This window comes from Velocimicrobium porci, assembly GCF_009696045.1.
In the GTDB taxonomy this organism is placed as follows: Bacteria; Bacillota; Clostridia; order Lachnospirales; family Lachnospiraceae; genus Velocimicrobium; species Velocimicrobium porci.
This window is the reverse complement of sequence record NZ_VUMT01000024.1, coordinates 1-13,901: the sequence shown is the minus strand read 5'-3', so window position 1 is coordinate 13,901 and position 13,901 is coordinate 1. Positions and strand designations below refer to the sequence as shown.

11 protein-coding genes and 1 pseudogene are annotated in these 13,901 nt (G+C 46.6%); all 12 read right to left on the bottom strand.

What is annotated here, in order from left to right; all coding sequences use genetic code 11:
• Positions 1-22 precede the first annotated feature (22 nt).
• Entirely contained in the window at positions 23-1,849 is a 1,827-nt protein-coding gene (locus FYJ58_RS12445; protein WP_154520048.1) for a recombinase family protein, read from the bottom strand.
• 30 nt (positions 1,850-1,879) lie between these two features.
• Positions 1,880-3,319: a DNA topoisomerase gene (locus tag FYJ58_RS12440; protein WP_154520047.1), complete on the bottom strand. Its 1,440-nt coding sequence runs from the start codon at positions 3,317-3,319 to the stop codon at positions 1,880-1,882.
• Entirely contained in the window at positions 3,320-4,903 is a 1,584-nt protein-coding gene (locus FYJ58_RS12435) for a CD1107 family mobile element protein (protein ID WP_154520046.1), read from the bottom strand.
• Positions 4,881-5,138, bottom strand: coding sequence for a DUF4315 family protein (locus FYJ58_RS12430; protein WP_154520045.1), 258 nt, complete (start codon positions 5,136-5,138; stop codon positions 4,881-4,883). The genes FYJ58_RS12435 and FYJ58_RS12430 overlap by 23 nt, the downstream gene beginning before the upstream one ends.
• A gap of 15 nt (positions 5,139-5,153) precedes the next feature.
• Positions 5,154-7,748: a CD1108 family mobile element protein gene (locus FYJ58_RS12425; protein WP_154520044.1), complete on the bottom strand. Its 2,595-nt coding sequence runs from the start codon at positions 7,746-7,748 to the stop codon at positions 5,154-5,156.
• Positions 7,748-10,204 (bottom strand): VirB4-like conjugal transfer ATPase, CD1110 family, encoded by a 2,457-nt coding sequence (locus FYJ58_RS12420; RefSeq protein WP_154520064.1) that lies wholly within the window; start codon positions 10,202-10,204, stop codon positions 7,748-7,750. Before FYJ58_RS12420 ends, FYJ58_RS12425 begins: the two co-directional genes overlap by 1 nt.
• Positions 10,191-10,616 (bottom strand): PrgI family protein, encoded by a 426-nt coding sequence (locus FYJ58_RS12415; protein ID WP_154520043.1) that lies wholly within the window; start codon positions 10,614-10,616, stop codon positions 10,191-10,193. The genes FYJ58_RS12420 and FYJ58_RS12415 overlap by 14 nt, the downstream gene beginning before the upstream one ends.
• 51 nt (positions 10,617-10,667) lie before the next feature.
• A complete protein-coding gene (locus FYJ58_RS12410; RefSeq protein ID WP_154520042.1) occupies positions 10,668-11,540 on the bottom strand; it encodes a VirB6/TrbL-like conjugal transfer protein, CD1112 family in 873 nt (290 codons plus the stop codon).
• A gap of 13 nt (positions 11,541-11,553) precedes the next feature.
• Positions 11,554-11,814, bottom strand: a complete 261-nt coding sequence (locus FYJ58_RS15390; protein ID WP_408647385.1) for a Maff2 family mobile element protein — start codon at positions 11,812-11,814, stop codon at positions 11,554-11,556.
• A complete protein-coding gene (locus FYJ58_RS12400) occupies positions 11,735-13,354 on the bottom strand; it encodes a recombinase family protein (protein WP_074754402.1) in 1,620 nt (539 codons plus the stop codon). Before FYJ58_RS12400 ends, FYJ58_RS15390 begins: the two co-directional genes overlap by 80 nt.
• Positions 13,355-13,465: 111 nt before the next feature.
• Positions 13,466-13,654, bottom strand: a complete 189-nt coding sequence (locus tag FYJ58_RS12395; protein ID WP_020995296.1) for a transposon-encoded TnpW family protein — start codon at positions 13,652-13,654, stop codon at positions 13,466-13,468.
• Between the two features lie 14 nt (positions 13,655-13,668).
• A pseudogene (locus FYJ58_RS12390) lies at positions 13,669-13,776 on the bottom strand (ATP-binding protein); the annotation flags it as partial.
• Positions 13,777-13,901: the final 125 nt, after the last annotated feature.

Here is a 13,901-nt window from a genome sequence, read left to right as displayed (position 1 = left end):
AAGCTCTCTATCCTCCATACCCTTAACCGTTTACTGTTACTTCCTTTGATTTCTGTTCTTCCTCTGCGATACGCTTTCTCCGCTTTTCCATGTACCTGCGGTTATATTCTGCTTTTTTTGCCCTGCGTGCTTTGAGCTTTTCGTGCTCTGCAATTTCGTCCGCAGTCGGTTCTTTTACAGGCAGTTCAAACTTCCCGATAAAATTCAGGTAAATCTCCACTTCCTGTACCCTCTCACCGCTGGAATAATCCGCTTCATGGACAAGTATCTTTTCCACAAATTCATTCAGCATGGGGGTAGTTAATTCACTGAAATCCGTATAGCGTTTCACAAGTTCTATGAATTTGTCTGCCCGGACTGTATCACTCTCATATTTTTCAATCTCGGCTTTGGCATTTTCCATTGATATTTCAAGGGTGTCCTGTTCATTTTCAAACTCGCTGAGCATAAATTCAAAACGCTTGTCAGACAGCTTTCCGCTGATATTATCCTCATACAGTTTCTTCATCAGCATATTCAGCTCGTTTACACGCTTGATATCCTGTGCAATTTTTCGCTTTAAAGACCTTATGCTCTCTTTCTGCTTGTCTCTCGAAGAGGAATATATCCTGTTGATAAATTCCTCCTCATTGGTAATCACATAATCACTGACCGCTTTGATGGTTTCCAGCACCAGCTTTCTTACAACCTCTGTCCTGATATAATGCTGGCTGCACTGTTTGTCATAACTCTGTCTGCTTAAGTTATAGGTGGAGCAGTTATACTCATCACGATCCGGTCTGCGTTTTCCGTTTAATTCCCCTTTCCAATTTCTTGCCCTTCCTGCTCCGCCACGATGGTTGTACATTTTCGCACCGCAATCAGCACAATACAAAAGCCCCGTAAACGGATTGGCTTCGCCGACTGTATCCGTCCTGCGGACGGTCTTTCTCAGTTCCTGCACCTTATTCCACATTTCTTCAGAAACGATTGCTTCCTGTGTATTCTTGAAAATAACCCAGTCCTCTTTTGGTGTCTTTTTTGCCCTCTTATCCTTGTAAGACTCTTTATACGAGCGGAAATTTACGGTATGTCCCATATACTCCGGCTTGGAAAGAATATCCCTCACCGTTGCCCCACGCCACACATAAGGGGTTGCAGTATTATTGTTGGAACGACAGGTTCCAAGTCCCCGCTTGGCAAGATAATAGGATGGACGCTCGATTTGTTCCTCCGACAGTATCCTTGCAATCTCATAGGGTCCTTTCCCCTCCAGAGACATCCGGTATATCCTGCGCACCACCTCGGCAGCTTCTTCGTCAATTACCCACTGGTTTTTATCTTCCTCACTTTTCCGGTAACCGTAAATGGCATTATTGGTGGTGTGTTTTCCCTCCATTCCCCTTGCACGAAGCACCGTAGTCACTTTCCGGCTGGAGTCACGAATGTACCACTCATTCATGATGTTTAGAAACGGGGCGAACTCACTGCTCTCCCTTTTCTGATTGTCAACTCCGTTTGCAATCGCAATAAAGTGGACTTCCTTTTCCTTGAACATGACCTCCGTATAAAAGCCCACCTGCAGATAGTCACGCCCTATCCGGCTCATATCCTTTACAATGACTGTGCCAATGCTTCCGTCCTCAATTCCTGCTACCATTCTTTTCCAGTCCGGTCTGTCAAATGAACCGCCGGAATAACCGTCATCTGTGAAATGCTCTATGTTGGTATAGCCATTCTGTTTTGCATAGTCCTCAAGCATCTTCTTCTGGTTGACGATACTGTTACTGTCCCCTACCATTTCATCATCACGAGAAAGTCTTTCGTAGAGGGCAGTAATCTTTTCATTTTCTGCTTTTTTTGTTCTCATTTTTTGTCCTTTCTTGTGCTTTTTTCTTAACTACCCTTTACAATATAAGTCCTCCGTAAAGTGCTTCGGCGGTGTGGTGTAATGCTCGCTAATCTTCGTCTGCACCCCGTCAAAGGTCTGCCCCTTTGAAAGCTCCGGCAGTTTCTTATCCTCCTGCTCCTTATCTTCCATTGTCTTAAAGGAACGTTTAAAGGTATCTTCAAAATCTTTCCACCCGTTTTTTAAGACTGACTTGCCGGAAGCAGCAAAGGTGTAACCACCACAGGCAAGCTCTGCTTTAACCGTTTCATAAAGATGTTTCTCCCCCGTAGCACACAGCAGTCTGTTGGCCACAAGGGATAAAATCTTTCGCTCCGTTTCCGGCAGTGCTGCAAGGTCAGCTTTGGCAATCTCCATTGTGGGGATAATCGCATGGTGGTCTGTAACCTTTTTGCTGTTTAACACACGCTTAATATCCGGATTGAACATCCTATTTTCCTCAAACAGAATGGAACTGAAAATTGCTTCAATCACATTTCCGGCTGTCTGCTCCATTTCATCAGACAAATACTGGCTGTCCGTTCTCGGATAGGTACACAGCTTTTTTTCATAAAGGCTCTGGGTGTACTCCAAGGTCTGCTTTGCAGTAAAACCGAATAGGCGGTTTGCATCCCTCTGAAGTGTGGTAAGGTCATAGAGTTTCGGCGGTGCTACTGCTTTTTCTTCCTTTGCCACAGACGTAACAAGAGCCTGTCCGTTCAGACAAGCTCCTGCAACATTTTCTGCTTCTGTTTTATTGTCAATCCTCTCTGTGGCTGCATCCACGCCGCCACAGAGGATATGAGCCATAAAATACTGCTCTTTCTTGAAATTCATAATCTTTGCTTCACGCTCCACAAGCATTGCAAGGGTAGGTGTCTGTACCCTGCCCACCTTTAACACCTTGCCGCCATATAAAACGGTAAAAAGCCTTGTACCGTTGATACCCACAAGCCAGTCCGCTTCTTGTCTGCAAAGTGCGGAATGGTATAAATGATCATAGTCACTTTCCGGCTTCAAATTCTCAAATCCTTCCCTTATGGCACTTTCCTCCATAGATGAAATCCATAAGCGTTTCATGGGCTTTTTGCAGGAAGCCATGTTGTAGACCAGACGGAAGATAAGCTCTCCTTCCCGTCCGGCATCGGTGGCACACACTACCTCGTCCACTCTGCTATCATGCAAAAGACCATAGAGCACATCATACTGCTCTTTGGTATCCTCCTTGATCTCATACTGCCAATGCTCCGGGTTGACCGGAAGGCTCTCGTAAGTCCATTTCTTCCACTGTTCTCCATAGCTTTCCGGTTCTGCAAGCTCGATTAAATGTCCCACGCACCAGCTTACAAGATAACCGCCGCCCTCAAAATATCCGTCCTGTCTGTCTAAGGCTCCCAATACATCTGCTATGCTTTTCGCCACACTCGGCTTTTCTGCGATTACTAACTGCATTTATTCGTCCTCCTCATCGTCTTTTTCAAAGAAATCGTCCTCTGTGTCCTCGGTTTCGTCCTCATCTTCCAAGACTTCTTCTTCCTCGTCCTCCTCATCATCTTCATCAATAAACTGCTCTTTCTTTTTCTTTACCACCTTGAAATAGTAGCCTGCGCCGATACCAATGACTGCAATGATGCCAAGCACGATATAGGTTCCCATCGGATTATCGGTCTGTGCGGGCTGTTCTTCCGGTTCCTCGGTACTTTCTTCCGTACTTTCCTCGCCATCCTCTGGTAATTCTTCTGTTTCCTCATTATCCGTTTCTGCATTATTGTTCGGCAGTGCGCTGTCACTTACCGGGATTGCAGACTCCAGTGCTGCGGAATTTTTCGGAAGTGTCTCGCTGTTATCCGTTGTCGTATTTAACAGGTCATTTTCGCTGATCTCTGTAAGGAAGTAGACCATTTCCTCATCACCGTCCCTGTCAATAATCAGATAAAACACCTTATCACTTGCGGTCTGAATGGTATAAAACTCTTTCCCCCTCTCCGACTGCTCTGCATTATTTTCTGCCTTCTCCGAAGCATCTGCTTCCTGCATGGCGGCTTTCTTCTGATCTGCAAGGCTTGTTTCCGATGTGGTATTGCCCTCGCTGTCTGTTTTCGTATGCTCCGTTACCTGTCCGGTTGCTGAGGAAGGCTTGGAAGCTTGCGCACTGACCGGGAGCTGCTTAGCCGGATCGCTTTCGTTACTGTCCTTCGCTTCCGGATCGGTGTAATACGGGTTGGCTGTCTTATAGACCTCCGACATATTTCCGGCATTGTCCGTTGCGGAAATGGTAAAATACTGATACCCTGCATCAAACTGTTGCAGACGGATATTCAAAACGCCATTCGTCAGCTCTGTAAATTCATAACCATTCACATAGACTGCCTTGATTCCGGAATCCGTATCGTGTGCCTGTACACTTAACAGACCATCGCTGACCGCCGCATTTAAGGTTGGCTTGGTAAAATCAAAGCATTTAATATAACGGTTTTTCTCATAGGTATTGCCCTTCTGGTCTGTCACAAGCACATAGACGGTGCAGTTTTCCGAAATCTCCACATACATATCCTCTGTGATGTCTGTCCAGCTTCCATTCTGTGCGACTTTCGCCTGTACGCTCTTTACAGTAAAGTTGCCGGACTTTGCCACATCTTCAACTAAGATATGTACCTTTGTGGTATCATTGTGCCACCCTGTCGGTGTATTGATTGTGATTTTCACGTTGGGGTTCACATACTCACAAAGGCTGTAATCCTCTTTGCAGACCTCACATTCCTTATCCACCGAATACTGTGAGCATTTTTCCTTACAGGTACATTCCGGTGTGGGAATGTCATTGCCGGACACCGTTGAGCTTTCCTGTTCACTTTCTTCTTCCGTTTCTGTAGACGATTTTTCTGCTTCACTCTCATTTTTCTCTGCATCCGTATCCTGTGCCTGTACCGATACGGTATTGCCGCTGTTTGCCATAAATGCCCCAATCGGCATACAGAACAATACTGCCGATAAGATAAGAGACATGATCACCTTAACTGATAACTTTTTCTTCATTTCCTGTTCTCTCCTTTTCTTTTTGTGCTAATAACTGCAAAATCTCGTCCTCGCTGAATTTGATAAGTAATTGCAGCTTCTCGGACGAGATTTTATGCTTTTCGATAATATCCAGTTTTTCAGCTCTTTCCGCCATATGTTTTTCTTCTTCCAGGTTCTTTAACTTTGCCTGTATGGTGGCGAGCTGTTCTTTTGTCTTTGTGATTTCCTTTTCTATTCTCTGGCTTTTTGTCATAATATCTCACTTCCTCTAATTCAATCTTCCAAAACTGTAAAAGTGGCTCTGCCAGTACGGAGTGTTAATGGAAGCATATTTGATTGGATCGCCACAGTGTATCATTACCCCGTTGCCGCAGTAGATGCCTACATGACTGACTGCACCTGCTGAATTATAGGTGCCTGTAAAAAAGATAATGTCTCCCGCTTTCGCTTCGCTTGCCGATACGGGAGTACACTGGTCATAAATGCCCTGTGCGGTTGTTCGTGGCAGATTGTGTACGCCGCTGTTGGTAAATACCCAGCACACAAAACCAGAACAGTCAAAACTTGTGGACGGGGACGAACCGCCCCATACATACGGATAGCCCAAATACTTGGCTGCTTCCTCCATAAGTGCCTGTACAGTTGCATCATCATAGGAATCCGGTGGTATGGCATTTCCCGGCGCACCGCCGCCACCTCCCGGACTTTCCCCGTAAAGCGTTCCCTCGCCTACATCAAAGTAAAATAACGGATTGTAATACTCTCCGTTATACAAACACTCGATATGCAAATGGCTTCCGGTACTGCTTCCGGTGTTTCCCGTAGTTCCGATTACCGTCCCTTTGGTTATGCTCTGACCTGCACTGACACTCAGGCTGTCCATGTGGGCATATTTTGTGGTGTAACCGTCTTTTTCGATGACCACATAATTCCCGTAATAGCTGTCATAAGCTGCTGTCGTGACTGTACCGTCATGGGCTGCATAAACAGTTGTGCCTGTGGGCACCGCTATATCCACGCCCCGGTGCAGTTCCTCATTTCCGGTGTTCGGGTTCTTGCGGTATCCATAATAACTTGAAATATAGTTATACCAGTACAGATCAAGCGGAGAAGCAAACTGCTGTAAAAGCCCGCCTGTTTCTGCATACATGGCATAAATCTCTGTCTGTTCCGCATCCATCTTTTCGGCAACAATGGTTTCCAATGGTTTGACCGTAAGCACCACCCTTAATATGCTGACTTCGTATTCCTCCTCTTCCTCGTATTCGTATTCTTCCTCTGTCTCCTCTCCTGTTACCGGATCAGTAACAGTGCGTGTGCCTGTCTTGGTTACTGTCCTTGTCCTTGTTTCCGTATCCGGTGTAAGAGTCAGCGTATACATCTCATCAAAAAGAGCCTGTACCTCGCTTTCCACCTCACTTGCGGTAAACTCCGTATGGACAGCCGATAAATACCCAATTAGCGTAAACGAATTGTGCCCGATTTCCCCAAGATTATAGGAATACTCATCATATCCCGGATAATCGGTTTCAATATTGTCAATCTCATTCTGAAGGTCAAGCTCCAGTCTGGTAAACTGCAAGTCTGTCGCATCAATCTCTGCCGGTTCGCTCAAATAGCTTGCCGCAAGCACCGTAGACTGCGTATCTGCAAACATCGCCCCACAGGACGATACCGAGGTCATAATCATAACAAGAAGCACCGCCATGATACCAACCGTTATGAGAACACCCGCATTTTTGCTTGCAATCTCCTGTAACTTCTTTGCTATGGCGGTTGCGGTATTGGCGGTCTTTGACACTGCTTCCTGTGCCGCTTTTGTTGCAGCTCCCTTCTGTCTTGCTTTCAGGTACTCCCGCTTGATACGCTGTTTCTGTAAACGCTTCTGCAATGCTTTTTTCTGCATCTGCGGGTTTTCCTCCAAGAACTTCTGGTACTGGAAGTTGACCTCTTTCTGAAACTGCTTCTTTTCCAGCTTCGCTATCTTCGCCCGCTGTCTTGCTTCCTTTCCCTTATAGTGCCTTTTTACAAAGCCAATCAGCTCCTCACCTTTCTGCTCCGTCTTATGGGCACCTTCCACAGCAGAATTTTCCTTTTCGTTCTCGGCAATCTTGCCATGTACGAAATTTCTGCTTTCCGTCTGCATTCGCCGCATCGTAGTCTTGGAAAGGCTCTCCTGCTTAAAAGGCTTCTCCTTATCCAGCGGAACAACCACATATTTCCCTTTGCCCGTTTCCTCGTCAAAAACTCTCTGCAAGGTATATTCCCGCTTCTTGGGAAGTTTTCCTCTAGCCTTTTTGACCTTCTCTGCGGCTTTCTGTGCCTGTTTCTGTTTCTTTTCTAATTTCTCGCTTCCTGTAAACTCCGAAGCACGATCCTCTGTAAAGAACTTTCCGGCATCTTCCGTAAAAACGGTATCTTTGGCTTTTTCTCTGTGTTTATGCTCTCGCTGCACACGCTTTTTATGGTATTTTCCCTTTTCCTGTGACTGCCTGTAAGTGTCCCTGCGGTGGTAATCCTCTTTTTCTTCCTGCCTTTTCCCGTTTTCCTCCGTCTGACCGGAATTATCCTGTCCTGAAAACGTGTTCTCGGCTTTGGTAAATGCCGCCTTTTCCTCCTGTCCCGTATCGGCACCGGACTTCTGGACATTTTGTCCAAAAGTTTCCCCATACTCCTTTTTCGCATGGGTTTTCGATGCGCTGTGCTTCTGTGAAGCTCCGGCTTTCTCCTTTCCGGCATTGGATGCTCTCGGCTGAAAGTCTGAACCGCCGCCTTTTTGAAAGTCTGGACTCTCTTTCTTCTGAAATTCTTTTACAGCCTTTTTATGGGAAGCGGCACTTTTTTCTGTCTTTTTATCTGCCATTAACTCGCCTCATCTTTCTTAACTGCTTCCTCCGGCTTGGTGTTCATAATCGCATAGGTTTTGGTGTTTGTCGGATACTTGTCAACAAACGGAATAACCACGTTGTCAAACAGTATCAGACCAGAACCCGGCTCGGAATTGGTTACATGGGAAAGCTGCTTTTCAGAAAGCCCTAACTTGTCTGCAAGTATCGCCTGATCCTTTGCGTTCTGGTTTAACAGATACACAAAGTCACTGTTGCCCAAGATACCCTCGATTTCCTCTGAACGTAAGAAGTCACCCACGTTCTGGGTAAGCCCTGTCGGGATACCTCCCCACTTTCTGAAACGCTTCCAGATTTCCACAGAGTAAATAGCGGTCTGCTTTTCCTTTAACAGAAGGTGGAATTCATCACAGTAATAACGGGTGGCAATCTTGCGCTCCCTGTTCTGCGACACTCTGTTCCATACTGCGTCCTGTACGATCAGCATACCAAGCTCTTTTAACTGTTTTCCCAAGTCCCTGATGTCAAAACAGATGATACGGTTCTGTGAGTCCACGTTGGTACGGTGGTTAAAATAATTCTGCGAACCGCTTACATACAACACAAGGCTGTTGGCAATTCTGACCGCCTTTGCCTTTGCTTCCTTTGCAAGCTCCTTTTCCACGTTTTTCGGCTCATATTTTAAGAGTGCATTGTATAAGTCCTCAAGGATAGGCATATTCTCCGGCACAGGGTTTTCAAAATAGGTATCGTAGATATGGCGGATACATTCGTCAATGATACCCTTCTCATCATTCTCCAGACCGTCCTTTCCTCCGGCAATCAGATCACACAGGGTAATGAGAAAGTCACTCTTTAATTTCAGAGCTTCCTTGTCCCCTTTATGGGATAACTGAATATCCATCGGGTTTAAATAATCTTTGGAATCAGTGGCAAGTCTTATGACCTGTCCCTTTAGTGCCTGTACCAATGGGAAATACTCTCCCTCCGGATCACAAATAATAATGTCATCCCTTGTCATAAGGAAACAGGATAAAATCTCTCTCTTTGCGCTGAAGGACTTACCGGAACCCGGTGTTCCGAGTATGACACCGTTTGGTGTACGGAGCCTTTTGCGGTCTGCCATAATCATGTTATTTGAAAGGGCATTTAACCCGTAATAAATCGCCGGAGCAGGCATGAACAGCTCCTGTGTGCAGAACGGAACTAAAATAGCAGTACTTTTGGTTGTCAGTACTCTCTCAATTCCAGTATCGTTGCAGCCAATCGGTGCAGATGCCATAAGCCCCTGTTCCTGTAAATACTGCAAGCATCGTAAGTTGCAGTTTGCCTGCTGGATAATGCCGGAGACCCTCTGCGTGATGTTCTCAAGCTCCCTTTTTGTCTTTCCGTAACAGGTAATCAGGAAGGTCATTTTGACAATCTTCTGGTTGCTCGTGTTCAGATCGTCTAAAAGCTCTAAGGTGTCTTTTTCATAAGTGATGATGTCCGTAGGAAGAATATCCATATCGTAACCACTGCGGACAGCCTTTTTCTGCTCCTCAATCTTCATTTTCTGAATGTTCGTCAAAGCTCCCTTTAACATCTTGATTGCCTTGACCGGATCCATCGTCTGCATGTGCATGGTAATGGTAAGGTTATCATCAATGTCAAGGAGCTTCTTTAACAGCTCGTCATTAAATCTCGGTGCGATAATATCCAGATAGTGAACACTTCCGTACATACTGCCAGACTTAAATCTGCTCGGATACCTAAAGTCAAACCCCGGCGGTGCAATATAGTCCTTGACGGACTTGCCAGACTCTGACAGTTCCTTAAATGAAAAACGGAAAGGCTCCATCGTTCCCTGATTAAAATACTCATGCAGGATACGAAGTCTTTCCTTTCCGTCAAGTGACCGGGCATTCGTGCCGATGTTATTTAAGTTTCGGATAACATCTTTCTCGATATTATTCAGTTTGTTCCTTGCTTCCTTATATCCGATGCTTTCCACACCAAAAATGAGATATTTGGACTTGATGATACCGTTATTTCCCTTTGCCGACTGATGCTTCAGCATTTGTGTGTATTCCTCACGAATATCGTCAAAATCATCATCCTGCAAAGGTATGTCAAACTGTTCCGCAAGTGCCTGTTCATTGACCTGCCTGTTGAATAGGAACAGTTCAAACTTAATGGACGGATCAAAGTAATTGATGAGCTTGCTGTACTCCTCTAAAATATCTCCCTGGTCTTCTACTTCCAGAAGGTCATAGTTGATGTCGTAAAACTCCACCATCTTCGTGTAAAAATTATGTGTTACCTGACAGATACCATCACGAAACATCTTTTTGAAGGTAATGGTTTTCTGTGCAGTATCCGGCTTTGCCTGTTCCTTCCCGTTTCCGGCAAGGATACGTCTAAGCTCCACTAACCGCTTTTTTTCAGAAAATGTAAGCCCGGTTTTATTTGCCGCCTTCTTATTTTCCGGCATTCTGCGGTTTCCGGCTTGCGCCTTTTGCTGAGGATTTTTTGAAAGCCTTTTCTTCAAGGTAGCGCACCTCCTTCTTTATTTTTTCTCTTTCCTCCAACTGCTCGTAGAGGTTTTCCGATTTATAAGGACGTATCCCCGGTGTAAGTATCTTCTGCCGTATCATAAAGTACAGAAGTTTTTCTGCCGGAAACCCGTCCCTTTCATACATTGCCAAAAAGAAAAATGGCAGCATCACTCCCACCATGATCAGGGCTGCCGCCTGTGTTCCTAAAACTCCCTTTGTAAGAAAATACAAAGGAACTCCGGTAATGGCAGCTCCGCTAAAACAGATGATCTGTCTTTTGGTAAGATTTAATGCTACTTTCGTTTTGATGCCACTCAGGTCTTTTGGCACTGGTACTGATATTGCCATAGTCTGCTCCTTTCGTGTGCATACCCATATATGGGCAACGCCCACCATGCATTAGTGAGCGTTAAAGATTGATTTTGATAAGGAACCTGTCTTGAATAAGCTGAAGCATAAGATTACGGTATAGGCTGCCACAGACCATAAGGCGCTGTGAAGGTTACTTGCCACTGCCACACTTGCCACAAGCACAGCATAGATTGCCACACATACCATAATGAAAAATCCCTGAAATGCTAAAGCGATAAGTCCCTTTAGATAGTTTGTTCCGACTGTTCCCCATTCCCTGTTGGTTACGGTTGCCGCCGGAATTGGTGCTACTGATACATAAAGATATATTTCAATCATACGTCCGTATAAAATGACGGTGATAAGGACGGACATGATTTTCATACACAGGCTGATGATCATGGTTTCCATGCCAAGTCCTATCAGCTCCCCAATCCCCATGCTGTCAATCTGGTTGTTGAACATGGAAGTAAGCGTAGTCTGCACATCCAGACTCGTTGAGCCGGATATGGAAGCTGCCGCCTGTGTCACTACATGACTTCCCACGTCAAAGACCGCCATGACAATATCAAAGGTCTTAGAAAGTAAGCTGACAGCGATACAAGCCTTGAATAAAAAACGGAAGAACAGGCTCGTATCAAAGTCGTGCATGTTGTTTTTGTCGATAACCATTGTGATCAGCTCATAGACCAGCACAAAGCTGATGATCATTCCCGCTATGGGGACAATGACATTTTCCGATAACGTCTGCACCATGCTGAAAATACCGGAGTTCCATGAACTGGGTGTCTTGCTGACCTCCCCTGCAATCGTGCCTACCTTGTCATTCACATCGGTAAACATGGTTTCAAGGTTGGACAGCACCCACCCTTGCAGCATTTCCTTTATGAAATCAGTGATCTTGTCAATGATTCCACCCATGAAGGACTATCTCTTATGAGAACAATGTGGAGAGCTGTGGAATCACCGTCTGCGCCACAATGATAATGCCACCGCCGGACATAAGCTGCTTGATACCCTGTGACTTTGCTAATGTGCGATAAAGAAGTAATAGAAGTGTAAAAAATTTTGCCGTTCCTATCCGGCACTTAGGGCTGTGTCGGATAGGTCGGGCGTTAGGCTTCGGGCAAGTCAATTTTGCCGACAAAGCTGTAATAAATCTCAATGTCCTGCCTGCGGGTGCCGTTCTCGTCATAGCTGCACTCATGCACGACGATTTTCTCAATCATTTCCCGCAAGAGGGTGGGTGTCAATTCCTCAAAGGCAAGGTGCTTGCGGACAATCCCCATGAATTTCTCGGCGTTAACGGTAGCCGCCTGCGACTTGTCCAGTTCCGCCTGCAATGCGGCGGTGCGGTCTTTCAGTTCCCGCTGCTCCTGCTCATAGTCTGCCGACAGTTCCATGAAACGCTCGTCGCTGATTTTGCCGTTCACATTGTCCTCATACAGCCGCTTGATAATGCGGCTCACTTCGGCAATCCGCTCCTGCGCCTGTTCAAGCTGCTTGGTGGCTGCGGCGGTCTTTCTCTTGCCGCCGATTTCGTTCTGCTGGATCAGCAGCTTTACAAAACGGCTCTCGTGCCTGGCAGCATACTCCGTCACTTGCCGGAGATTGGAGAGGACACCGGCGGTCAGCAGGTCGGTGCGGATAAAGTGCGCCGTACAGTCGCGGGTGCGCTTCTTGTAGCTGCCGCAGATGTAACAGTCCTGCTTGCGGTTCTTGTTCTGATACCGCTGCTGGTACATCACATGGCCGCAGTCGGCGCAGAACAGCATACCAGAGAACAGCCCCACTTCGTCATAGCGGTTCGGGCGTTTGCGCTGCTTGCGTAACTCCTGCACACGCTCCCATGTTTCCGTGTCGATAATCGGCTCATGGTGGTTCTCAAAAATGGCCTGCTTCTCAATGGGATTTTCTACGCTGTGCTTGGTCTTGTAAGAGGGCTTTTCCGTCTTGAAGTTTACCAGACAGCCGGTGTACTCCCGGTTTTCGAGGATATGAACGACGGTGTTCGTCGCCCATTTACACTCATAGCCGGGGTGGTAGCGGCGTGTGCTGCCTGTCCTGCGGTATTCCAGCGTCCCCGGCGTGGGGATTTGCTGTTCCGTCAGCATACGGGCAATCTTGGTCGGGCCGTTCCCCGCAAGGCAAAGCTGGTAAATCTGCTGGACAACCGGCGCGGTTTCCTCGTCAACGATATAGTTCTCGTCCTCGTCCATGAGGTAGCCATACACCGGCTTGCTGGTAACGGGCTTGCCGCTCATGCCTTTTGCTCTTTTAACTGCCTTGATTTTCTTGCTCGTATCTCTCACCAGCCATTCGTTGAACAGATTTCGCAGAGGGGTAAAATCATTGTCCATGCCGCCGTTTGCGCTGTCCACATTGTCGTTGACAGCGATAAAACGCACGCCCTTTTGAGGGAACAGCATTTCCGTGTAAAACCCTACCTGCAAGTAGTTTCGCCCTAACCGGCTCATGTCCTTGACAATGACCGTACCAACTTTCCCGGCTTCAATGTCCGCAAGCATGGCTTGAAATCCGGGCCGCTGGAAGTTCGCGCCGGAATAACCGTCGTCGGTGTACCAGCGCAGATTGGTAAAGCCGTTCTGTTTTGCGTAGGTTTCGAGTATCCTTTTTTGGTTCGATATGGAATTACTCTCGCCTTGCAGCTCGTCCTCATGGGACAATCTCGGATAAAGGGCGGTAATGAGGTTTTGGGTGGCTTGTCTTAACATAAAATCCTCCGTTTCCGACAGCCAGCCCCACTATTCCGTGGTTTCATTGTACCACGGAACAGCGGGGGCTGTACAGCGGCAAAAGCGTTAAATTTGCTTCTTTACAGTCGGTCAAATTGCCGGTTTTTGCGTAGCAGCGGCTTCCGCTTCCAGTACCCGCGCCATTTTGTCGGCGGCGGTGGTCGTGGTATCTTTCTTGAAATAGCCGGACACGACAAGGACGGAATTGCCCATGCGGATTTCCGTCACGCAGTCGGGGCGGCGGGCGGTGCGGGTGTCGTGCTGCTTGTTATCTGCCATAGGCAATACTCCTTTCAGTCGGTAATCAGTTTCTTCATGCTCTCCATTTTCCGCTTGGCGGTTTCCTGCCGGAAGTTGTCGCCGGTAAAGCGTACCGGGACGCACATGGAAAGCAGCCGGTTGGTGTTAGAATGTAAATAGTACAAGTTAGATATGGAATAATCCTTAATATAGATTTATTATTAAAGCTAAAGATTGGAGGAGTAAGACATGGCTACACAGTACACAGAAGAATTTAAGAAGAATG

Coding starts and splice junctions, on each gene's coding strand:
- FYJ58_RS12445 (WP_154520048.1), bottom strand. CDS start 1,849: ATGAGAACAAAAAAAGCAGAAAATGAAAAGATTACTGCCCTCTACGAA.
- FYJ58_RS12440 (WP_154520047.1), bottom strand. CDS start 3,319: ATGCAGTTAGTAATCGCAGAAAAGCCGAGTGTGGCGAAAAGCATAGCA.
- FYJ58_RS12435 (WP_154520046.1), bottom strand. CDS start 4,903: ATGAAGAAAAAGTTATCAGTTAAGGTGATCATGTCTCTTATCTTATCG.
- FYJ58_RS12430 (WP_154520045.1), bottom strand. CDS start 5,138: ATGACAAAAAGCCAGAGAATAGAAAAGGAAATCACAAAGACAAAAGAA.
- FYJ58_RS12425 (WP_154520044.1), bottom strand. CDS start 7,748: ATGGCAGATAAAAAGACAGAAAAAAGTGCCGCTTCCCATAAAAAGGCT.
- FYJ58_RS12420 (WP_154520064.1), bottom strand. CDS start 10,204: ATGCCGGAAAATAAGAAGGCGGCAAATAAAACCGGGCTTACATTTTCT.
- FYJ58_RS12415 (WP_154520043.1), bottom strand. CDS start 10,616: ATGGCAATATCAGTACCAGTGCCAAAAGACCTGAGTGGCATCAAAACG.
- FYJ58_RS12410 (WP_154520042.1), bottom strand. CDS start 11,540: ATGGGTGGAATCATTGACAAGATCACTGATTTCATAAAGGAAATGCTG.
- FYJ58_RS15390 (WP_408647385.1), bottom strand. CDS start 11,814: ATGACGAGAACGGCACCCGCAGGCAGGACATTGAGATTTATTACAGCT.
- FYJ58_RS12400 (WP_074754402.1), bottom strand. CDS start 13,354: ATGTTAAGACAAGCCACCCAAAACCTCATTACCGCCCTTTATCCGAGA.
- FYJ58_RS12395 (WP_020995296.1), bottom strand. CDS start 13,654: ATGGCAGATAACAAGCAGCACGACACCCGCACCGCCCGCCGCCCCGAC.